The organism is Bartonella sp. CM120XJJH, from assembly GCF_042194715.1.
In the GTDB taxonomy this organism is placed as follows: Bacteria; Pseudomonadota; Alphaproteobacteria; order Rhizobiales; family Rhizobiaceae; genus Bartonella.
Genome location: NZ_JBHINE010000007.1, coordinates 78,622 through 101,713, shown reverse-complemented (window position 1 = coordinate 101,713; position 23,092 = coordinate 78,622). Strand labels below are relative to the sequence as shown.

Genomic DNA, 23,092 nt, shown 5'->3' with positions numbered 1-23,092 from the left:
TTTAAAACTCTTTGAAAAAAAATAAATTGCTACAAAACCTAGTGGCAAAATATACAAAACCCGCTGGCAAGCTACAACAACAAAAAAGTAATGGTAGCGGAGGAGGGATTTGAACCCCCGACACAAGGATTATGATTCCTCTGCTCTAACCTACTGAGCTACTCCGCCAAAATAAGCAATCACAATTGTAAATAATTACATCTTTTGCGGATATAAGGGGTAGAATAGTAAGATGTCAAGCATCGTTTTTAAGCTTTTCTCTTGTCATTCTATATTATCCTCGATATGTAAAAGTGTAATTTTCATATGATAAAGTAAGGTAAGGCATGAAAATGGTGCCACGTGTAGCGGTTTTAGGATGCGGTCATTGGGGTGAAAATCATATACGGACACTTCACTCTCTCGGGGCTTTAGCAGCGGTTTCTGATATTGATAATGATCGTGCTGCTAGTTTTGCAACGATGTATGGTGTAGAGGTTGTTACACCAGATGATCTTTTTACTCGTCGAGATATTGATGCGCTAGTATTAGCGTTGCCGCCACAATTGCATACGCAAAATGTGCTCTGTGCTGTTAAAAATGGTAAAGATGTTTTGGTGGAAAAACCAATAGCCTTGAATGTTTCTGATGCTAAACGCCAAGTTCAGGAGGCTGAGGCTTATGGGCGAGTTTTTATGGTGGGCCATATTTTACGTTTTCATCCAGCTTTTGAAAAAATGTGTGAATTGGTGAAAAACGGAGAAGTGGGAGATGTGCGATATATTTATTCCCATAGATTAGGCTTTGGAAAATTTCATACACACAGTGATGCTTTATGGGATCTTGCCCCTCATGATCTCTCAATGATTTTGGCGTTGACAGGATGTGAACCTTCCGAAATTCGCGGTGAGGGGGCTGCTGTCGTTAATCAGATTTCTGATTTTTCTCATATTCATATGACTTTTCCAAATGGTGTGCGTAGTCATCTTTTTACTTCACGCTTGAGTTCTTATCGTGAGAGGCGTTTAACTGTTGTGGGGACAAAGGCTATGCTCGTTTTTGATGATATGGAACCGTGGAGTCGTAAATTGGCAATGCACCATTTTGCCGTTTGGAAAGAAAATCAAGAGTGGGCTTTTAGCATGGATGAGCTGAATTATATTGATGTTTGTGAAGACTTACCGCTTACTTGCGAATTACGTCACTTTCTTCATTGTATTGAAACGCGTCAATCACCTCGTACAAATGGTGATGATGCTATTACGGTTTTACGGATTTTAACAGCTGCTGGTGTCAATTATGATAGATAAAAGAGATAGGTAGCGCTTTTGCATTCTTGTGATGATCAATGGAGTTAATATGCAATTCATCGACCTTGGGGCGCAGCGTGCGCGTATTGAAGATAAAATTAATTCTGCAATTGCGCATGTGGTCGCTAGTGGGAAGTATATTTTGGGGCCAAAAGTAACAGAGTTTGAAGAGAAATTGGCAGAATATCTGGGCGTTAAACATGTGATTGCATGTGCTAATGGAACAGATGCTTTGAAGATGCCTCTTATGGCTAAAAATATTGGTCCAGGGGATGCTGTGTTTTGTCCTAGTTTTACATTTTCAGCAACGGCTGAAGTGGTTGCTTTGGTGGGGGCTGAGCCTGTTTTTGTTGATGTTTTACCTGATACATTCAATATTGATGTTGAAAAACTTTCTCACGCTATCGAAATGGTAAAAAAAGAGGGACGTCTAAAGCCAAAGGCTATTATTGCCGTTGATTTATTTGGGCTTGCTGCTGACTATGTGCAAATTGCTCAAGTGGCAGCAAAAGAAAATCTTTTTGTAATTGAAGATGCTGCTCAATCTATGGGCGGAAGAAGCGGTAATACTATGTGCGGTGCTTTTGGTGATGTGGCTGCTACAAGTTTTTATCCTGCAAAACCATTAGGGTGTTATGGCGATGGAGGTGCTATGATGACTAATGATGATCATTTTGCAAAACTTTTACGCTCTATTTTGTTTCATGGTAAAGGTGAAACGCAATATGACAATGTACGTATTGGTATGAATTCGCGCCTAGATAGTATTCAGGCTGCAATTTTACTAGAAAAGTTTGCGATCTTTGAAGATGAAATGGAAAAGCGTGTAGAAATTGCTCAACGCTATTACAATGGCTTAAGAGATATTGTTACAGTTCCAGAAATAGGAGAAAATATTCGTTCTGCTTATGCACAATATACGATTAAGGTAAAAGAACGTGATAAATTAAAAGATTTCTTACAAAAAAATTCTATCCCTACAATGATTTATTATAAAACTCCTTTACACCAACAGCCAGCTTATAAACACTTCCCTTATGTAAAAGATTCCCTTTCTGTTTCAGAGTCTTTAGGAGAGTGTGTTTTAAGTTTACCAATGCATCCTTACTTGACACAAACGGATCAGGATATGATTATCCAAAAAATAAGAGATTTTTATCACTCTTGAGAGCGTGTTTTATCCTTAAAATTATGGTCAAAGCTCTATTGGTGACCCATTTTAGAAGGTATTTTTTGTTAGAGTGTGTAATCAATGTTTTTGGTATTATTTACTTTCTAAGAGCTATGAAATGTTGTCCTTTAGAGCGGTGATATGATTAGAAAGTGAATCTGCTTGACAAGAAGATGTTTTTTAATAGAACTGTATGGGTTAGGAAACCTTGTCCTTTAGCTTAGCAAGAAAGTCGCGTTTAATAAAAAGGATTTGGGTTATGAAAGTTACCGTGAACCTTTGTTGATTTTACTCTTCATTTAAGGTGTTTTAAAAGATAACCTATTTAAGGGGGCTTTTGGAGAGAAGAGTTATTTTTTTGCGAATACGTGATGCTAGGTCATTTTTGCTTTTGGATTTTTGAATCAATGTGTTGATGGGTGATGTATTCCCCTCTTGTAGCGCTATTTGAGCTGCTAATGTTGCTGCGAGTTCTTTTGTTTCTTCACGGAGTTCTTCCAGCAATTGGTGGTTAGCGGTCGTGTTAAGCTCATAAGTTTGGATTTTTTGTAAACGTTGCTGATAGTGTGCGATTTTTTCACGCATCATTTTTCTTTCCTTTGAAAGTGTGTATTGTGGCGATATTTTGTTTGATTGCTATCGCTTCTTTGGTGAGAGCGTCTTGTGTGGGGAGGCATAGCCGATAAAATTGTTCTGTTACTTGGCTCAGTTGTATTTTTTGTTGGGCGTATTTTTTTTGCAAAAATTCGTACTTTTGTTGGTTGTTTGCTAATTCTACAGCATGTTGTGCACGAAGAAAATCGTGATTTGCTTCTATTTCCGCGAGTGATAATGGCATTTGCGCACAAACATCTTTATACGCAAAATGAACGGCTTTACGCCAAATAAAAGGAGATAAAAGGACCAGTAACCAGGAAGTGAAAGCAACTCCAAGTATAAAAAAAAGAAATGATTGAATAAGCATAATGCCCCTTTTCAAATAAGAATACGTTTAAAATGGATTCCATGTCGGTCTAGGTGTTAATTTTAAATACCCTACATTGATACCAAGGCGTGCGCCGACTCCTGTACGTATTGGGATTAACAAGGTATTATGGTATTTGAGGACATGAAAACCAACACCTGCAATTAAATAGGCCGAACCTGAAATACCACCATAGCGTCTCCATAAATTATTTATGCCATTAAGATTGTAAACTAAGATCATTAAACGGGAGCCTTGGCCGCCAAAATCCCATCCTACTGAGGGGCCTTGCCAAAAAACTTTATGTTGACCATAGCTTTTGGTAAAAATCCTTCCTTCGCCATAGGTTAATCCAGCAAAAAAGGCACCAGAAGCTTCTTCTCCTAAAATATAGGCATTGGGATAACCGTATTTTGAAAAAATATTTTGAATAGCAACAGCCAGACCACTGGCTGTTTTTCCAAAAAAAATATGACCAGAATCAATAATTTCTTGGAGTGAATAATGGGGTTCGTTTTGCTCTATTGGTTTTAGTTGAGCATGTGCAGTGTTTATGGTGATGAATAAAAGGAAGATTAAAGATATAATATTTTTGTACCAGTATTTGAGCAGAGAGAGAGCCATGGAGTTTTCTCCTTTTATTAGTGATAAACAAAAAGATAATATTAGAATTTTCATTCTATTCAAATGAAAAATAAGATATAAGGTTATTTAAATTCTTGAATTTATTTCTGATTTTTTTAGCATGATCGTTAATTTTTCCTATTATGCATCAGATGTTAAGAGTTTTTCTTTAAAATAAAGTTTGTTTTTTGAATCTAGGAGTTTTCAATCATTATGACGTTAGATGTTTCTTTGAAGCCTATGGATCTTGCTGCTTTGCTTTGTAGTCGTATTTGCCATGATTTGATTTCACCTGTGGGGGCTATTCAAAATGCAATGGAGCTTTATGATGAAGGAGGAGCTGAAGAAGATGCTTTGCAATTGGTGCGTTTATCCGTTGCGAGTGCTACTGCACGTCTACAATTTGCGCGATTGGCTTTTGGTTTTTCTGGTGCAAGTGGAGGACAAATAGATACACGGGCTGCAGAGCAGGTTGCTCAACAATATATGAAAGAAGAAAAAGCAACTTTAAAATGGCAATCTTCTTCTTTATTGTTAGAAAAAGATGAAGTTAAACTTTTGCTTAATTTATTATTGATTGCAAACGCAACAGTTTCTCGTGGTGGTGAAATTGTTGTTATGATTTTGCAAGAAGAAAATAAACGTTCTTTTCGATTTGAGGTTTTCGGTAGAACTCTCCGGATACCCCCTCATTTTCTTGCGTTATTTCGTGGAGAAGTTCAAGAAGGGCTTATTGATGCACATGTCATTCAATTTTATTACACAATGTTACTTGCTCAGATGACAGAGATGAAAATAAATATTGATGAAAGTGATCGTTGTATTGTTTTAGAAAGTGTAAAAAAGCTTTGAATAAGAGAGAAGCGCTTAAGCCGTGTTGGGAAAAGTGGCTTCAGTTGAACTTATGAGCGATAGGATTATATGTGTAAATTTGGTGTGCTTACTTCTTAAGCTTTAAGCGCTTTCTATATGAGATTTTTGGTGTGCGAGTTTTCTATTTTTAATAGAGAAAAGATCCTCGAGAAAAAATCTCGGCCCGCTACACTCCGAGATTTTACAATGTGCATGTTCACTGCTTAAGCGGTTTTTCGTACGTTCTCTTCAACTGGATCACGTAATACGTAACCACGTCCCCAAACTGTATCAATGTAATTTACATTAGAAGAGACTGCTTCCAATTTTTTCCGCAATTTACAGATAAAAACATCGATAATCTTTAGTTCTGGTTCATCCATTCCACCATAGAGATGATTGAGAAACATTTCCTTGGTAAGAGTGGTACCTTTGCGTAAAGAGAGAAGCTCTAGCATTTGGTACTCTTTACCGGTTAAATGAACGGGGCGCCCTGCAACTTCGACGGTTTTTGCGTCAAGGTTAACGGTAAGATCACCGGTAACAATAACCGATTGTGCATGTCCTTTAGAACGACGAACAACTGCATGGATACGCGCAATGAGCTCATCCTTATGAAAAGGCTTCGTCATATAGTCATCTGCTCCAAAGCCAAAACCACGTACCTTGTCTTCAATGGCATTCATACCAGAAAGGATCAGGACAGGAGTTTTTATTTTTGCCAACCTTAGAGTCCGCAAGACATCATACCCTGACATATCGGGCAAATTCAGATCAAGCAAAATGATATCATAATCATAGAGTTTTCCTAAATCGATACCTTCTTCACCCAGATCAGTGATATAAACATTAAAGTTAGCCGACTTTAACATCAACTCAATGCTCTGAGTAACTGCTCTATCATCTTCAATTAATAATACGCGCATTTTAGATCCCTCACTTTGCTCCTTCACGAATCATAAGGAGCATTTCTATTTTATATCAGTTAGCAAAACCACTGTTATAAAAACAATTCATTAAATCAAACACTTACAACAAAGTGTTTATGAACATTTCAGTAGTACGCGTAACAATCACTACTAAATTCCCCACTATCCATGATAGTGGTTAACAAAATATTTTTATTTTTGAAAGAGGCTACAAAATTATTTTAAAAAAATCGCTTATTTTTTAACATAATAAAAAAAGAAGGGCTTTCTCTATAAACTTTAACTTAAAAAAATTGTAAAAGAGCATTATAAATTACTTTTTTACAATTTCAGTGTTTGTTTACTGAGCTTTAAACCTCTTCATTTTATAATGGGGTGGAAAAGTAAAGAAATAGTTATTGCTCTTTAAAGCAGATTGTCTTGTCAGATGCTTTAAAGAAAGGCAAAAATTATTATAATTTCAAGTTAATAGACTGTTTTTGTCGGATAGATATATAACTAGAAGATATTTAATGGGTGTGAATACGAGTTTTGAGTTGGCGCAATCAAGGAGTAGTGAGTATGAAGCCACGAGAAAATATGGTGCGATTGAGGATGTTTCAAGTGCGTGGAAAGCGCCGTGAAATTGCACAGCTTGAGATGATGATCGCAGAATTTGAACGAATGGTGTTAGAGCTGGAAGCGCAGATTACTAATGAAGAACGTAAATCTGGAAATAATGATGTTCACCATTTTGCTTATTCTGCTTTTGCGCGTGCAGCGCGGCAAAGACGTGATAACCTGATCAATTCGATTCGTGATTTACAGCTTCAAAAAACAAACGCTGAAATTGCTCTCCATGAAGCTAATACAGAGCTGCAACGTGCACAGCTTTTGGAAGCACGAGAAAAGAAGATTGCTGCGGATGATGAGAATATTTTGATTCAATCTAATTCAATGGTTGGCTAATTTAATGGCTGAATGATCAAAGCAATTATTAAAAATCCATTCTTTCAGATTTATCTTTTGGATATGGTATAAAACAGCCAAACTTTTATCTAGTTTGGCTGTTTTATAAATTGCTTTATGTTATCAAATCGTAATCAATGGCAACTTAATGCCTGTAGTTTTGAATCTTGGTCGTTCGTAATCCCGCTAAACCGTGTTCATCGATCAAACTTTGCCATGAAAGAAATTCTTCTACAGTCAAAGTATAACGTTGGCACGCTTCGTCAAGACTTAACAATCCACCTCTGACAGCCGCAACAACTTCAGCTTTGCGACGAATCACCCAGCGCCGTGTTGTTTGCGGCGGTAGGTCGGCAATTGTAAGCGGACTTCCATCTGGCCCAATAACATATTTCATTTGTGTTTTTATCAAATTGCTCATTCGTATCCTCTACCTTGAGTCAAGGATTTGATTCGTTTATAGAGCATGAAATTTAAAAAAGAGCTAAAAGCGCTGAAAGAAAAAATTAATAAAGTGCTTGAGCATGTAAAAAGAAGCTCAAGTTGAGGTGTGTAGAAGAGATTCTTGCAATATTTTACCGGATTTTTCAAAAGAGCAAAAAAGGTTTTCTAAAAGGATTTCTCCCAAACGATTGCTATTATGCCTTATTTCTATCATTCTTTTTTTGTTTGCAGCATCTTTTAAGAGAGTAATGCCTATGGTTGTGGAAAGGATAAAAAAATAATATAAAGACAACCTGTCGTGTAAAAGTGCTGAAGAGCGCGCATCAGAATATTAACATATGGGTAGCCATTAAACAGAGCATTAAATAGAGAATAAATATATGTTTTTAAACAGTCTTGATTTACCAGGACAACCTAAGGATTCTCGCATTGTTGTTGCAATGTCAGGGGGCGTTGATTCATCGGTTGTTGCAGGTCTTTTGAAAAAGGAAGGGTATAATGTTATTGGCATTACGTTGCAGCTTTATGATCATGGGGCGGCAACGCATCGGGTGGGGGCGTGTTGTGCAGGACAAGATATTGAGGATGCACGCCGCGTTGCAGAAACATTAGGAATACCGCATTATGTTCTTGATTATGAAAAGCGCTTTCGCGAAGCTGTTATTGATCCTTTTGCAGAGAGCTATGCTCATGGAGAGACACCAGTACCATGTATTGCATGTAATCAAACGGTTAAGTTTGCTGATTTATTAGCAACAGCACGCGAATTGGGGGCAGATGCTTTGGCTACGGGACATTATATTCGTTCGCGTTCCCATGGAGCGCATCGAGCACTCTTTCGTCCTCTCGATAATGATCGTGATCAGAGTTATTTCCTCTTTGCAACGACACAAGAACAGATTGATTATTTGCGTTTTCCACTTGGTGACCTTCCAAAAGCCCGCGTTCGTGAAATGGCAGCAGAAATGGGCTTTGTGGTTGCCAATAAGCATGATAGTCAGGATATTTGTTTTGTTCCACAAGGAAAATATTCAGATGTTATCGCAAAACTGCGTCCAGAAGCAGCTAATCCTGGTGTTATTGTCCATATTGATGGAAAGATTTTAGGTAAACATTCGGGAATTGTTAATTATACGGTTGGTCAACGTCGTGGTATTGGGGTGTCAACGGGTGAAGCGCTTTATGTGGTTTATCTCGATGTGGAAAATGCACGTGTTATTGTTGGACCGCGTGAAATGTTAGAAACGCATAAGCTTTTTTTACGTGATGTGAATTGGCTTGGTGATGAGTCGTTAGATAATTTCCCTTCTCAAGGTATTGAGGTGGCTGTAAAGGTGCGTTCAACGCGTCCTCCTCACCTTGCGCGCTTACATTATAAAGAAGGTGTTTTTTCCGTTGATTTATTGGAATGTGAAAATGGTGTGGCACCAGGGCAAGCTTGCGTTCTTTATGATGAAAATGGTCATGAGGCGCGTATTCTTGGGGGAGGATTTGTAACACATTCAGAACGTGCGGCCGATACTGAAATGATGTTGAAGCGCGTTTTATGCAATCTCGAAACAAAAGATTCTGTTTCCTCTGAACTAAAAACAACAGCTTCATAAAACATAGTAAATTGATTTGTAATAATATTTTGTACTCTTAAACTTGAATGAGAGACTTTCGGAAGATTTTCTCATTGTAAGTTTGTTTTATGATTGAATTCATCAACATTATGTCTTCTGCACATCATAAGTGGGGTTAGGGTGTAGAAAGCATTTATAAAAAAATGTTTTTTATCAATACTTTCAAATGCTAGGGAACGGCAATATTATTGGAGACTGGTAGATAACATACAGCATCGGCTATGTTTTACAACTTAAAGTGTCATCATCTTTAGTGGTCAAAGTTGGTAAAATGGGCAAGTGCAATACCTGAGGCTGTGGCAACATTAAGGCTGTCAAAACCGTCAGTCATGGGAATACGTAAGGTTTTTGATTGTTGTAGTATATGGGGTGGTAAGCCATCGCCTTCTGTTCCAAAAATAAGTGCTATTCTTTTAGTTTTGTTGGCTTGCTTGAGAGTGTGTGAAGCAGAAGGGGAGAGTGCATAAAGATGAAAGTTTTTATCGTTTAGAGCAGTTATAATGTCATTTATATCAGCGTCTTGCGTATAAGGTACTTTTAAAGCAGCGCCGGCAGAAACTCGTATTGATTTGCGATAAAGTGGATCGCATGAGGTTTTGTCGACAATAATGCCATTACTGGCAAAGGCTGCTGCATTACGAAAAATTGATCCCATATTATCGTGATTCGAGATACCACATAAAACAAGAATCAAAGCTTTTTCTGGAAGATATTGTAAAAAACTTTGTAAGGATGGCAGTGTTTTGCGTTTACCAATACCCAGAACACCACGATGAACATGGAAGCCGGTGATATTATCCATAACTTTTTGTGGAACGCAATAAATGGGACATAGAGGCTGTGTTTTTTCTAAAAGCGTTAGAAGTCCGGAGAGACGGTTTGCTACGATGAGTAGTGAGATGGCAGAAAAATCTTTCGAGTGCAGTAATGCGGACAATGTTACTTTGCCTTCAGCAATAAATTGATGTTGCCGTCCAACAAGATCTTTTTCACGGATATTATGATAGGCTTTTAGGCGTGGATCATCTGTTTCATTGATTGTTATGATATTCAAATGCATGAGAGATTTTTAGTGCTTTTTTCTTATGATTTCCAGATGTTAGAATTTATTTTATTGTAAAAAAGAGAGAAAAAAACATTATTTTAAAACTTATGGTAGAATTTGTGTTGACAATGCACAACCATAGGTATAGTATAAAAATACTGATACGGAATCATATATTTTTTCTCGTATCGGGTGCAGTGTCTTGGGTCCCCGCTATTTCCCAAGTTCTGTATGCCCTTAATTTCTAAGGGAAAAGAATCTGGGTCCCCAATGCCCAGATTCTTTTTTTGAGGGTATCATTGTTCTTCTTTTTTATATCTCAATTTTTTAGTAAATCATATTTAAAAATTCTGTTGACCTGTAAAGTTACAGTAGAGTGCTAAGATATTTTTCTAAGGTGCGAAGATGGCTTAAGATTGGTTGTAATGCACATCATAAGACCGAAAAATAACGCATGATCATGAGCAAAAATAAGTTTTTCGTTTATGAGAAGTGAAATGACTTTAAGTTATTCAGAAAACGATTAATAATGAAGGTGTTGTGTTTGATTATCCTTGGAAAAGCTCTTTTTTTTATTATTTTCTCTCTTCTTTATTTATTAGTGCTGTTCGTGTAACTGAGCAGTTTTTACGATAATAATGGTGAGCTGAGGCGTTTATTGTATGATGAAGATTCTGTAATATTGGGGAAATATTGTCGGTATGTCAAAAGTATCATTCTATGGTTTAAAATATTAGTCCCTTATTTCGTGAAGAAAAGGATGAGGTTCATGGATGTAAAAATCAATATACAAAGCTTAACTTTATACTCTATTTTTATTGCGTGTATTGTTTTTGCTTTGAAATATTGGGCATATCACATCACAGGTTCGGTTGCACTTTATTCTGATGCATTGGAATCAATCGTTAATATTCTTGCGTCATTGGCAGCATGGTGGGCTGTTAAAGTGAGTATGAAGCCAGCGGATCATGATCATCCCTTTGGGCATCATAAAGCAGAATATTTTTCCGCAATTCTTGAAGGGGTACTCATTATTATTGCGGCAATTGTTATTTTAAGAGAAGCATGGACAGCTCTTTCTACCGTTCAATTATTGCAGAAGCCTGGAATATGGCTTGTTATTCATCTTATTGCAACCGTCATAAATTGTATGTGGGGAATGGTTCTTATTTGGCAGGGAAAACATCATCGCTCACCGGCTCTTAAAGCGGATGGAGTGCATTTTATAACGGATGTTTTTACTTCGCTTGCAATTTTAGTTGGTCTGATTGCTGGTTTTATCGGGGGATGGGGAGCTTTAGATCCAATTTTAGCGATAATCGTTGCTGTTAATATTCTCTTACAGGGCTGGAAGGTGATTAGAAATGCTGTTCAGGGATTAATGGACGTTGGCGTTGAATTGAATGAAAGCATGCGGATTCGGGAGCTGATTTCTGCAAATGCATCGGGTGCACTTGAGGTCCATGATTTACGGACGCGTGTTGCTGGGAGGGTTACTTTTATAGAGTTTCATTTGGTTGTGCCTGCTGTAATGCAGGTAGGAGAAGCACATAAAATTTGTGATAAAATCGAAGGTGTTCTTCAAAAAGAATTTGATAATGTGCGTATTTCTATTCATGTCGAGCCTGAAGATGAGGCAAAATTGCCTCCCGGTACAACGGTGATCCCTTTTATATAAAAAGATTTTTTTCAAATTGCCTGTCCTGTTATGGGAACTATTTTTTATGATGGGGCGATTCATACTTCCCGAAAATACAATGATGCTCTTTCTTTGATTTAATTTTTGCATCAATCAAGTATAAAAGGTTAAACAGAGTATTTAAGGCAAGATTTATTCTATTTCGTTAAAACACTGTCATTTAAGGTGGGGTGAGATAAGGCATATAAAATTTGATCTATTAAGTCTTTTTAGAGTATTGAGTAAATATTCAAAATAGAGCTTGCCGGTGTATTCTTGTGTAAGTAAATCTCTTGAAATGGTTAGTAGCTTAAATTTACTTAAGAGAACGAATTGTTTACGGATTGTCGGGAGTAGATGTTTCGTTTCTTAGGGCGAAGAGGAATGAAGCTTTCGTAATAAGTTTAATGAGATTTAATTATAAATTTTATATAAAAGTTATGAATAGAATTTTAAAGTTTGTGATCATAGATTACTCATCATTATTGTTGCTAACAAATGTGTTGTTTTATCGATACAATGTGTTCTGTTTTAAGTGTTCTTTATTGCATGAAGGATAGGGGACTCATTAAAGAATGAAAAAACAAAAAATAATGCTCATATCTCTACTCTTTAAAGGATATTATTGTTATTGCTTTAGAAAAGCGCAAAGCTGAACTAAAGAATGACACTAAAGATAAAAACTGTTTTTCAATTGATGCTTTCATATTTTTATTTCAATCTGGCATCAAAAAATTTACAATAACGCATACAGTATTGGTGCATCCTAATCATAAAAATGCTGCTATATCAGGGCTATTTAAATTTATAGACACAAGAAAAAGCAAAAACTTTATAAGGAAAACAATGCTATAAAGTCAAAAATTTATACGCAATAAATTAGAGAGATAGATCGAAGTTTTATAAAATACTTTATGAGACAACAACCAAACATATCTGGCATTGCTTTTACTTATTTTTACAAACGTTTGTCTATGTCTTTTGTGCTATATTCGTAAAGATCAGATTAATGGTAATCTATAGATAATTCTTGGTTAAGAATATGAAAGGAACGCGTGATACTATAGTAGAGTTTTGCCTGTCTTTATCGTTTAACCAGTAAAAGTGATTACAAATCCGTGATTTCTCCAAAAGTGATTTTTTCATACCTATAAACAAAAGTTAGATCAAAACGACTTTTTTCTCTTAAAACTGTAAACAAATATATTGTAGCCGTATAGCTTGAACGAAGTTAGATATTTACCTGAATAACTACAGTATCTATTTTAAGAATAGAGAAGATATTTCATATCGCTATGATGTTATTAAAGAGCTCTTAAAACAATGATTCCTGGTGTTTTTGAAACATAATCCATAAAAGGAGAATCAACGACTTTTTCGTTTTCTTTTCGTGAAGAAGCATTTCTTAACATTGGCCCTTTATCTGTCATGATAAAGAAGCCCACGTGTGTTACGTCCAATCCAGCAAGTTTCGTATAAATACCAATGAAATCACCAGATTGTAAACGACCTATAACCTCCTCATTAATAAAGTTACTTGGAATATACGTTATCGTGCGTTTCACAACTGGCAACCCAGGTAGATAGCTTCCACCATCAGCTTTTTTGTTGAGATATTTTTCTATTTTTACCGCATGGGGACTTATTTCAGCGGTAATATCAGTGGCGAGTTTATATTCTCTATAAGTCCAGTCCGTAAAAAAATGTTTCCGATTTAAAAAATCAACATTACCGTTAATATAACGCGTTTTTATGACGTTATTTATGAATTCTGTTTGGGATGTTGATTTGCGCAATGCTTCAACATAATCTAGATAAGTAAAGCAATCTAAGCCTCTAAAATCGATAATCAGTTTTTCTGGTGTATTTTCTGAGCCATGTAACATATTTGCTTGGTAAGGTGTCCCTAAAAAAGATTCAGAAAGAAAATCAATTAGTGCCCCTTTTTCCTGATAATTTGTCTCTGAACGTTTTTTGAGAAGAGCATTTAATTTATTTAGAGTATAGAGATCTAAGTTTACGTTGGTTGTTTGTTCTGTTTCTATTTTATTTTCTAAAACACTCTCTTGTGAATCAGAATCCTGAACATCACATCCTGTTACCAACATTAAAATGAAAATTAATAGGGATATTTTTCGCATTTTATACACCATTTTTGAATTAAAAATTCATGACGAACTATTTCTAAAAGTGCTATTTTTTTAAATGCTGATCATGATCATCGTTAAATTTAATGGTAGCATATAATCATTAGGAGTACCAATGAATATAAAGATAAAATCATGATTTTTAAGGTTACACAAATTGCAAGCGATATGAATATTTTCTAAAATTATAGAATTAAAGAATTTTTCTCTATAATATACTTATTTTTTTAAGAGCTTATCTTTTAAAAGGTTTCAATTGCTATAGGATATCTAACGTATCCAATGGAATTGAGATTCCTGAAAACGGTGGTATGAGAGGGGGAAATGATGTCTGATAAAATTCATCATAATGTCTCTAAAACTATTGAAAATACTCTGTGTTTCATGAAATTTTGTTCATGAGTTTGTCACATAAATATTTTGTTCGTATAATGCGAAAAATATTTTTTATGCTTTGACAATGATATACCAATTAAAGATATACAAATTAAAACGTAATTTTATAGTTTTATCTTGACTCTTACTTAAATTTTTACTTTGTTATTATTTTATATGTGAAAAGTATACGGTATAGAATACTTTTAAAAGGAAAAGGGAGTTAAAAGAGAGCGGGGGAGTAATTGTATGCGTAAAATAGTGTGTATGTTATGCAAGACCAAATGCTCAATCCGAAATTTGTTCAGCGTGGGCTCACTTTAGTGTTCATCACTTTATTGTTAGATATTCTTGGCATTGCAATTATTTGTCCTGTTTTGCCTGAATATTTTTCTCAATTAACTGGAAAAGATGTCAGTACAGCTTTTGTAGAAAGAGGAAAATTACTTGCAGCTTATTCAGTGATGCAGTTTTTGTTTGCTCCTGTTATTGGCAATCTTTCTGATCGTTATGGTCGTCGTCCTATTTTGCTTGTCTCTATTATCTGCTTTGCTCTTGATAATCTGATATGTGCTATAGCATGGAGCTATTCTATGTTATTTATCGGGCGTCTTTTGTCAGGGATAAGTGGTGCTAGTTTTGCAACTTGTACAGCTTATCTTGCGGACATATCCGATGATAAAACCCGTACACGTAATTTTGGTCTGTTAGGCGTTGCATCCGCATTGGGGTTTATTTTAGGATCGTTTATTGGTGGTTTTTTAGGTCAGTTTGGTCCGCGTATACCGTTTTATTTTGCTGCTGGTTTTTCACTCATTAATTTTATTTTTGCTTGGCGTATGCTTCCAGAAACTCTTTCTCTATGGAATAGGCGCTTTTTTGATATTAAGCGGGCAAACCCCTTAGGTGCTTTTTGGCATCTGAAACAATACCCGATGGTTCTTTGGGTGTTATTGGTCTTTTTTCTTTATTGGTTTGCGGAATCTGTATGGTTAAGCATTTGGGCTTTCATTGCAAAAGAACGCTATGATTGGAGTTCTTTTTCGATTGGGCTCTCCTATAGTGTTTTTGGGATAGGCCAATTTATTGTAGTCGCTCTCATTTTGCCTTATTTTTCTAAACGATGGAGTGATTGGCATATTGTTATAGTGGGGCTTTTGTTTGCTTCTGTTGCTATGTTGGGCTATACATTCGCGACGCAGGGGTGGATGGTTTATATGGTTTGTGCGTGTACAATGCTTGAATATCTTGTTCATGCACCTATACGTGCTATTGCTTCAGCGCAGGTACCGACAAATGTACAAGGAGAACTGCAAGGAGCGATGACATCTGTTATTTCGTTAAGTTTAACATTTGGTTCTGTTTTTTATGTGTTTCTTTTTGAATGTTTTACAGATAAAAATGCACTGTTTTATTTTTCGGGTGCTCCTTTTGTTGGAGGCTTTTTTCTTCTTGTCGTTGCAACAGTTATTTTTGCCTTGCGGGTACGTTAGTTTGTTGAAAGGGGCTGGTACATACTATTTTGCTAGAGAATGCACAAGATAAACAAAATGTATCATTTTATAGGCAGAAAGTTTTTTGTGATATTTGTTTCACAAAGTGTTGTATAAAATATCGATATATTCTTCTCATTTAGTGCAAATAATTTTTTTATTTTGTGATATTGTTTGTATAGTAGAGTCCGTATTTGTTCTATTGCTTGCAAATTAATATCCAGTGCTAATGCAGCAGCATATTGAAAACAAAGATTAAAACGTATCTGCGTTAGATGTATCAGTACTGTATGAACAATTCCAAATTTTATATGGCAAATTGGAAGTAAAATATTGCGTATATTTGTTTGCATCACTTCTGGAATCGAAAGAAAACCTCATTTTGGAAGAATATAAAGTTGTAAAATTGAAAAGCCGTTTCCTGTTTTGACATCACTTTTTTATTCGGCTTTACACCTTTCAAAACCATCTAAAGCAATATCTTTTAAAAAGTAGAGATTTGTTGCATTGTCTCACACTTTAATTTTTTTATTCTTTAATAGGAATTATGCTTTTCATGCAAAATAGAATGCTTAGAATTGTATTGTGAATCCAATACTTATTTGAAGGTTAGACACTTTACTCTTTTTAAAAATGGTTTTTATCGACACACTTATCTTGCTTGGAGGGAGAAGCCAATGATGTTGATGGATACGACCTTAAGAGGAGAGGAATGAGAAAATTTAAGCTATTCAGTTCTCTCATTTTAGTTGCAAAATGATAAATAATAACACTTATTCAATAAGTTGTGTGTATAAAAATAATATAGTTTTTGCGTAGGAAGATGATATAATTTAAAGGAGAGAAGCTAGAAGGGGGGACATTTTATTTTAAGATATTTTTTTATAATTCATAATGAGATCACAGAAATGCTGAAAGAGATAGTGGCTATCTTGTGGTCCAGGAGAAGCTTCAGGGTGATATTGAACAGAAAAAACTGGTTTTCCAATGATTCGGATACCACAGTTTGAACCATCAAAGAGAGAAATATGTGTTTCTTGAACATGTTGGGGTAAAGTGGTTGCATCTACAGCAAAACCGTGATTCATCGATACAATCTCAACTTTTCCACTGTTAAGGTCTTTAACTGGGTGGTTGGCACCATGATGTCCTTGGTGCATTTTCACGGTTTTTGCACCAACCGTAAGAGCGAGAAGTTGATGACCAAGACATATTCCAAAAATTGGTAAATTATGATCAATTAATGTTTTGATTATTGGAATGGCATATTGAGCGGTAGCTGCGGGGTCTCCTGGTCCATTAGAAAGAAAAACGCCATCAGGGTTCATTGCTAGAATTTCTTTTGCAGTTGTGTGGGCAGGCACAACAGTAATGCGTGCTTTTTGTGTTGCCATAAGGCGAAGAATATTGCGTTTAATACCATAGTCAATTGCAATGATATGAAGATTGTGCACATTGTTTGTACCATATCCTTTATTCCAACTCCATGGTTTTTCATCCCATTGCATTGATGTTTGGGATGTCACGTCTTTCGTAAGGTCAAGATTGATGAGACCGTGCCATTTTTGCGCACGTTTCTTTAAAGAAGGAATATCAAAATTTCCATTAGAATCATGTGCAATGACAGCATTTTGCGCACCTTTTTCACGAATAAGAATTGTGAGCGCACGTGTATCAATACCACAAAGTGCAATAATTTTACGCGTTTTAAGCCATTGATGAAGATTTTCATTGGCACGATAATTTGAGGGATTTGTAATGTCTGCCTTGAAAATAGCGCCAACAGCACCATGACAATTGAGAGGAGTGAGAGCTTCAATATCTTCACTATTTGCCCCTACATTTCCTATATGAGGAAAAGTAAAATTAACGATTTGTTGTGTGTATGACGGGTCTGTGAGGATTTCTTCATAGCCTGTGATGGCGGTGTTAAAGCACACTTCAGCTTCAGCAATGCCTGTAGCACCTGCTCCTTTGCCTTCAATAATGGTTCCATCAGCTAAGACTAAAAGGGCTGTAGGTTTTTTGATCGTCCAAGGGTGGCTAGGTGAAGTCGTTTGTATCATAGTATGTATCCACAATTTATTCTCTGAAAGGTATAATGATCAACTTTACACAAAAACCATATCTTTAACAGATGCTGTGTATATTATTCTGGTAACGTTTCGCTTGAAATAGGCAGTATAAGTATATTCCATGAAGAGGTAAAGTCTTGTTTTAGTTTTTCGAAGATCGAGTCCTTAATTATTTTTTATTCTCCATTGCAAGATGGATAAAGATTGGTTAAAAGGCATTTTCTTCTTGAACAAAATTGGATAAATTTATGTTGCGTAACCAGATTGATGGGGCTCTTCGGGCTGCTTTGAAAGCGCAAGATAGTGCGCGTCTTGCTACACTTCGTTTAATGAATGCTGCAGTGAGGGATCGTGATATTCTTTATTATGATGAAGGGAAGCTAGAAGTGGATGATCAGCAGATACAATCTGTTTTCACTAAAATGCTTCGACAGCGTGAAGAATTGATACGAGTCTATAAAGAGTCGGGTTGCTTGGAATTGGCAGAGAGAGGACAAGCAGAAATAGAAGTTATTCGTGAGTTTCTTCCCTATCAACTTAAGGAGATGGAAGTAGAAAAGGTTCTTTGTGAAGCTTTGGCACAAACAAAGGCTGAAAAATTACGTGATATCGGTAAGGTGATAGTATGGCTTAAAGAACGATATGCGGGGCAAATGAATTTTTCTAAAGTGTGCAATAGTCTTCGTAAGAAATTGCAATAGATCTTATTAATTCAAGGGGAGTGGAAAATATTTTTTATTGTACGTCGCCTTTGTAAGACAGTAGGATGTTGATAAATGTCATTTATCTTGTACATACATACTATTATAAAAAAGTAATTTTTTGAAATAAACGAATCTTTTTGGAACTCATAGAGTAATAAAACATCTTTTATGTATTATATTTTTCTGTTCTTCAAAGCTGTTAGATCATTAACAAAACAAAAAAATTATAGAGTTTCTACTTTTTAAAAAAGATCTATTGTCTGCACTGTTAAAAATTTTAAAATAAAATGATTAGCTAATTGATACAGATTTCCAATTTTGGAGGAGTGTGTTGTTGTCTTTTTGCTGTTGCAAAGCATTTGTTTGATAAAGCGTTGCTGTATTTTTAGAGGGGTGATTATTCAGCAAAAAATTTAAACGTAGATGGTTTTATCAATATAGTATGTATCTTCTTAATTCAAGCGCTGGTTTTAATGATAAGAAAATCAGAACTTTAAAACGTTTTTTCTATGGGAGACATTTTTTAGCTGAGTTGATGAAATAAAAAGATATTTTGAAAAGAATTCTTTGTTTGTACTGTGTTTTGAGATGATTTTGAAATTCTTTTTTCTGATTAAATCCCTTATAAGCTATATAAAATCTATAAATTATGCAGAATAAATGAGTAACCTTTATTTGTGGGGATACAGTGGTGAATCCGTTAAAAATAGTTCAGTTAGCAACAATGGCTTACCCGTTAACCGCAAACGGGAACGGCGTGCCCATAGCGCACCTTGTTGACCAATATGAATGTAATCGCGCGTTAATTTGTCATTGTTAAATAAATAATGTCCTAGAGGTACAGTTCCCAAATGCATCAAGGCTTGATTGTGTAGGAGGGTTTCTTGTGGAATGACAGTGCGTCCAAGGAGCCAAGGTTTATTATCTCCCATCAATATGATTTCACGCAGCCAATAACGCGCACTTTCGGGGAGATGCGCTGCTTCGTCTGTTAATTTATCTCGCGTAATAAAACATTCGCGTTGTGGTTGAACTTGGAGGAAGGTACAATATTTCTTTAATCGAAGCGTCATTGAGCCCGATTCCATGAGCCAATCGCGAATGTTTTCTGGTATTGGAGGATTTTGATCAGAGAGCCACTTTAGAGGTGGTAAGATGGAATCTTCAAGATCAGACATCATTTTACTCCACATTTAAAGTCTTATTCCACATGTTGCGTTGGGTGAACTAAATAGATAGCTCTATTGTAATACAAGGAGTATAAAAGCAGCAAGATTTTAACAGGAAGATATCAAAGGGAAAGTCGAAAGCAAAGATCTTTAAAAGAAGATATGCGGGAAATATATATTATAGGATCATTTTCATTAAACAAGAAAAATAAGGTATTATGTTTTGTCCAAGGCGCTTTCACACAATACAATACGGAATTTTCTTTATCACGTTGTGCTTACCTTCTCTCTTTATTTCTTACGAATGCAAAAGAGTTCTTCGAGTTTTTTGGTAAAAAGAGTAATGTTGATGGGGCGTATAGGCATTAAGTGTTATGCAGTGGAACTTTAATCATCGTTAGTGATTTTGTAACCTTATGGATTGTTACTACAGTGAGATGAGCTGGATTTGCACACTTGGTACAAAAATAAGTTCGTATTTCGTTAAAATAACGCAACATATCTCTCCTGATATGTGTAAGTTTATATAGGTATGAAATGGTGCGTTATAAAGGTCTTTACTGCATTTCGTTTTAAAATACGGTGATAGTGTATGCCCAAAATCGCAGTTTAAGCATCTCACCATCATATCAAAAGTGGTAACAACGAGTTACAGGAAATATTTCAAACTTTGCTAGTTGTTTCCCAGTTTTTTATTGAATTCCAAAAGGTGTAAAAAACAAACGTTCTATGATCGAATTTTTTGTCCTATCCATATAAGAATACAGGCTCCTATAAAACCTGAAATAAGATAGCCAACCCAACCAGCAAAACTTACACCTAAAAGACTAAAAAGAAAGCTTGCTAGCGCAGCGCCAATAATCCCTAAGATAATATTTAATAATATCCCTGTTTGGCTTTTCATAATATACTGTGCAGCCCAACCTGCAATCCCGCCGATAATAATAGCTGCAATCCAACCGATGTTTGCATTTTCCATGATACCCTCCTTTGCCTGAATTTAAATTGTAACTAGAGTAAACTTTGTAAAAATCAAGATTTATCCCTTTTTTATCCAGTGGAAAGGATATTTCTGTTAGAGATCTTATTTATTACTTTCCTTTATATTAAAATAATATTCCACATTTATATCACAATAATACTTAATAAGTATAACTATATAATATATTTCAATGTATAAATAAATTACTTAATTGATAAATATGAATAAAAGAAGAAAATATTAGTGAAAGTATTTTAAGAAGTCATAAACTTTATTTATATGCTTTTTTAACCTCTCTCTTAAGTAAAAAAACAATTGTGGTTAAAGCAATAAGTAAAATGGATATTTAAAAGTTTGGAGTTTGACAATTGATATCAATGATGGTTGAAATGAAATTAAAACTGTTTTGTTGACACGTTATAGAATGCTTGTATAGGTTGAGCCTCTACCAATCTTGATATAAACGTTGCATTTTTGTGGGGTTTTGCATTCCTTATAGAGCATTTCTGTTTTTGCTGCTACTGTGGGGCAATTTTCTTTTTACAAGGCGAGTTTAGGTTGAAACCATTATACTCTTGACTTTCTCTTTATGTGTTTAACAGTCTTGGCTTTGGGGTGGTTAGGCATTTTTACGTCTTTCTTCAAGAGTTCTATTTTACATGCTGCTTTGTTTGTAATGTGCAAGCAAATGACTTTGAGTAATTCATCATGAATAGATTTTAAATGAAAGAAATTTACGATGAAGAAAGCTCATTTAAATTGTCAAATAATAAAATATTTTGATTAAATAAATAGCTTGACCTTATTCAAAATTGAACAATCGATGTGATGTGTTTCTTATTCAAGTTATTTGAAAAGTTTAAGGTTTTTCTGTTTGTTCTTCAGCAGGGTTGCGTAGGCGAGAACTTTGAAGAAGTCCCTGTTCTTCTAAAATGGGGTAGATCATTGAGGTCAAAAGAGAGTTGATTTGTTTGAGGTCGCGGACAGTGTCGAGATGAAGACTGGACGATTCTACATTTTTGAGATCCCCTTCACGCAGACGTTTAAAATGTTTTAAACTCATCTCTTTTTCTAAGTTTCGTAGTTGATCTTTTTTTTGTACCAATAGGTGTGCAGTATGTGTATCACGTGAGACGAGAACGTTAAATGCTATATGGGCGTTGGCTAGTACAATGGCGTGGAAACGAAGAAGATCACTCCAGCCCTCGCTGCTGAACTGTAAACCTTTTTGTTGTTTCTTTTTAACCAGCATCAGCATATTATGAATAATGATATCGCCTGCTTGGTCTAATTTTATACAGGCGCTTAGAAGTTCTTGCGTTTGAAGAGCTTCTTCATCAGATAATTTTTGTCCCGCTAATCGTGCAAGATAAAGTTTGATGGCGGTATGTTTTTTGTCCAATATGGTGTTGAGTTGGTTGAGTTCACGAATAATATTGGGATCAGGATTTTCATAAAGTCCCATGATTTTTTCTAGCATGATGTCTACAAGATCACAAATATGAATGACTTCACGCATGACATTCGAGAGAGCGAGAGAGGGGTGTTCAAGAACACTGTCATCAAGAGCTGTTTGATCCGATAAATTGAGTGTTTTATCGGGTTGCGTTTTTTTTGCACTTATATGAACAATTTGAGAGGTTAATTTTAAAACCCATTTTGAAAGCGGTATTCCAGCAAGGAGAATGAAAACATTAAAAATAATGTGGGCGTTGATCACTTGAGTAGGGGCGTTATTGCCAAGCCATGTGATGGGAGGGTGAAAGGAGAGAAATAAGATAAGTACAAGGATTGACCCTGCCCCACGCATGAGTAAATTTCCTAAGGGAACGAGGCGGGTATTAGGAGGGGCGTTGCGCGTTAAAAGTGGTGCTATAAGAGAAGAGCCAAAGTTGACACCAAGAACCATGACAACACAGAGTTGCGTATGAATAAGATCGTAATTGGCAAAATTGACCAGCAAAATAATTCCTGCAATGGATGAATGTAAGAGGTAGGTTAAGCCAGCAGCCAACAAAAAAGTGGAAACAGGATCGGTTGAAAGATAACGAATGATGCTAGGCAAAATTTCGCTTTCACGTAAAGGTTCTGTCGCTGTACTTATCATCTCTAAAGATAAAATCAAAAGACCAATACCGATGACAATACGTCCTATTTGACGCCATTCACGTTTTTCTGTTGTCATGAAGATACAAGTGCCAATTAAAAGACAAAGGGGCACAACAAGAGTAAGGTCATAGGTGAGAATTTTTACAACGATTGCTGATCCTAATTCTCCTCCACGTACAGCCATAAGTCCCGCTACTCCAGAGACAAAACCAGATTCAACGAAAGAACCAACGAGGAGCGTTATTGCTGTAGAGCTTTGTAAAATCATTGCTGTAAAAAGCCCAAAACTTACAGCAAACAATGGTTTTGAAATGACGTGGTACATTTTATATTTAAGCCTGTCACCATAGGCGCGTTCAATTCCTGTGCGCACCATGCGTGTGGCCCAGAGAAGTAAAGAAATAGCGCCGGCAAGATGAAGGAGTACCAATGAACCATTCATGATACTTTATTCTTTCTCTGTTGTTGA

At 35.8% G+C, this 23,092-nt stretch carries 17 protein-coding genes, 1 tRNA gene and 1 pseudogene; 8 read left to right on the top strand and 11 right to left on the bottom strand.

The annotated features are described in order from the left end of the window. Positions 1-91 precede the first annotated feature (91 nt). A tRNA-Met gene (locus tag ACFIKU_RS04765) sits at positions 92-168 on the bottom strand. Between the two features lie 164 nt (positions 169-332). Between ACFIKU_RS04765 and ACFIKU_RS04760 the strand changes: the two genes are divergently transcribed. Both ACFIKU_RS04760 and ACFIKU_RS04755 read left to right on the top strand, forming a co-directional pair. Then, positions 333-1,289: a Gfo/Idh/MocA family protein gene (locus tag ACFIKU_RS04760; RefSeq protein WP_375656836.1), complete on the top strand. Its 957-nt coding sequence runs from the start codon at positions 333-335 to the stop codon at positions 1,287-1,289. Between the two features lie 49 nt (positions 1,290-1,338). Then, positions 1,339-2,457, top strand: a complete 1,119-nt coding sequence (locus tag ACFIKU_RS04755; protein WP_375656833.1) for a DegT/DnrJ/EryC1/StrS family aminotransferase — start codon at positions 1,339-1,341, stop codon at positions 2,455-2,457. Positions 2,458-2,781: 324 nt separating this feature from the next. Here the strand turns inward: ACFIKU_RS04755 and ACFIKU_RS04750 are convergent. Beyond that, positions 2,782-3,424, bottom strand: a pseudogene (locus ACFIKU_RS04750) (hypothetical protein). Between the two features lie 27 nt (positions 3,425-3,451). Next, positions 3,452-4,048: a DUF1134 domain-containing protein gene (locus ACFIKU_RS04745; protein WP_375642072.1), complete on the bottom strand. Its 597-nt coding sequence runs from the start codon at positions 4,046-4,048 to the stop codon at positions 3,452-3,454. A gap of 213 nt (positions 4,049-4,261) precedes the next feature. Between ACFIKU_RS04745 and chpT the strand changes: the two genes are divergently transcribed. Further along, positions 4,262-4,900, top strand: coding sequence for a histidine phosphotransferase ChpT (gene chpT, locus ACFIKU_RS04740; RefSeq protein ID WP_375656832.1), 639 nt, complete (start codon positions 4,262-4,264; stop codon positions 4,898-4,900). Between the two features lie 224 nt (positions 4,901-5,124). Here the strand turns inward: chpT and ctrA are convergent, their stop codons facing one another. Further along, positions 5,125-5,826: a response regulator transcription factor CtrA gene (gene ctrA / locus ACFIKU_RS04735; protein ID WP_273724203.1), complete on the bottom strand. Its 702-nt coding sequence runs from the start codon at positions 5,824-5,826 to the stop codon at positions 5,125-5,127. Positions 5,827-6,390: 564 nt separating this feature from the next. Between ctrA and ACFIKU_RS04730 the strand changes: the two genes are divergently transcribed. Further along, positions 6,391-6,777, top strand: coding sequence for a flagellar export protein FliJ (locus ACFIKU_RS04730; protein WP_375642074.1), 387 nt, complete (start codon positions 6,391-6,393; stop codon positions 6,775-6,777). Between the two features lie 145 nt (positions 6,778-6,922). Here the strand turns inward: ACFIKU_RS04730 and ACFIKU_RS04725 are convergent, their stop codons facing one another. Then, on the bottom strand, positions 6,923-7,198 hold the full coding sequence (locus tag ACFIKU_RS04725; RefSeq protein ID WP_273724205.1) for a DUF1153 domain-containing protein: 276 nt from the start codon (positions 7,196-7,198) through the stop codon (positions 6,923-6,925). Positions 7,199-7,601: 403 nt separating this feature from the next. On the opposite strand from ACFIKU_RS04725, the gene mnmA reads away from it, so the two are divergent. Beyond that, a complete protein-coding gene (gene mnmA, locus ACFIKU_RS04720; protein WP_375656831.1) occupies positions 7,602-8,825 on the top strand; it encodes a tRNA 2-thiouridine(34) synthase MnmA in 1,224 nt (407 codons plus the stop codon). A gap of 271 nt (positions 8,826-9,096) precedes the next feature. On the opposite strand, the gene ACFIKU_RS04715 is transcribed toward mnmA, so the two are convergent. Then, a complete protein-coding gene (locus ACFIKU_RS04715) occupies positions 9,097-9,906 on the bottom strand; it encodes a TrmH family RNA methyltransferase (protein ID WP_375656830.1) in 810 nt (269 codons plus the stop codon). A gap of 754 nt (positions 9,907-10,660) precedes the next feature. Between ACFIKU_RS04715 and ACFIKU_RS04710 the strand changes: the two genes are divergently transcribed. Then, the gene (locus ACFIKU_RS04710) at positions 10,661-11,569 is read left to right on the top strand and encodes a cation diffusion facilitator family transporter (protein ID WP_375642077.1); all 909 of its coding nucleotides are present in this window, start codon (positions 10,661-10,663) and stop codon (positions 11,567-11,569) included. A 1,304-nt stretch (positions 11,570-12,873) separates the two neighbouring features. Here the strand turns inward: ACFIKU_RS04710 and ACFIKU_RS04705 are convergent. Further along, positions 12,874-13,710 carry a DUF1460 domain-containing protein gene (locus ACFIKU_RS04705; RefSeq protein WP_375656835.1) on the bottom strand — a complete coding sequence of 279 codons (837 nt, stop codon included), beginning with the start codon at positions 13,708-13,710 and terminating at the stop codon, positions 12,874-12,876. 653 nt (positions 13,711-14,363) lie between these two features. On the opposite strand from ACFIKU_RS04705, the gene ACFIKU_RS04700 reads away from it, so the two are divergent. Continuing rightward, positions 14,364-15,584 carry an MFS transporter gene (locus tag ACFIKU_RS04700; protein WP_375642079.1) on the top strand — a complete coding sequence of 407 codons (1,221 nt, stop codon included), beginning with the start codon at positions 14,364-14,366 and terminating at the stop codon, positions 15,582-15,584. 869 nt (positions 15,585-16,453) lie between these two features. Here ACFIKU_RS04700 and carA read toward each other — a convergent pair. Next, positions 16,454-17,650: a glutamine-hydrolyzing carbamoyl-phosphate synthase small subunit gene (gene carA, locus ACFIKU_RS04695; protein ID WP_375642080.1), complete on the bottom strand. Its 1,197-nt coding sequence runs from the start codon at positions 17,648-17,650 to the stop codon at positions 16,454-16,456. A gap of 257 nt (positions 17,651-17,907) precedes the next feature. Between carA and ACFIKU_RS04690 the strand changes: the two genes are divergently transcribed. Further along, positions 17,908-18,360: a GatB/YqeY domain-containing protein gene (locus tag ACFIKU_RS04690; protein WP_375642081.1), complete on the top strand. Its 453-nt coding sequence runs from the start codon at positions 17,908-17,910 to the stop codon at positions 18,358-18,360. Between the two features lie 674 nt (positions 18,361-19,034). Here the strand turns inward: ACFIKU_RS04690 and ubiC are convergent. The 3 genes from ubiC to ACFIKU_RS04675 form a co-directional block, all read right to left on the bottom strand. Then, positions 19,035-19,541: a chorismate lyase gene (gene ubiC, locus ACFIKU_RS04685; protein WP_375656834.1), complete on the bottom strand. Its 507-nt coding sequence runs from the start codon at positions 19,539-19,541 to the stop codon at positions 19,035-19,037. A 718-nt stretch (positions 19,542-20,259) separates the two neighbouring features. Further along, positions 20,260-20,511, bottom strand: a complete 252-nt coding sequence (locus ACFIKU_RS04680) for a GlsB/YeaQ/YmgE family stress response membrane protein (RefSeq protein WP_375642083.1) — start codon at positions 20,509-20,511, stop codon at positions 20,260-20,262. Positions 20,512-21,373: 862 nt separating this feature from the next. Continuing rightward, a complete protein-coding gene (locus tag ACFIKU_RS04675; protein WP_375642084.1) occupies positions 21,374-23,065 on the bottom strand; it encodes a Na/Pi cotransporter family protein in 1,692 nt (563 codons plus the stop codon). Between the last annotated feature and the right edge of the window lie 27 nt (positions 23,066-23,092).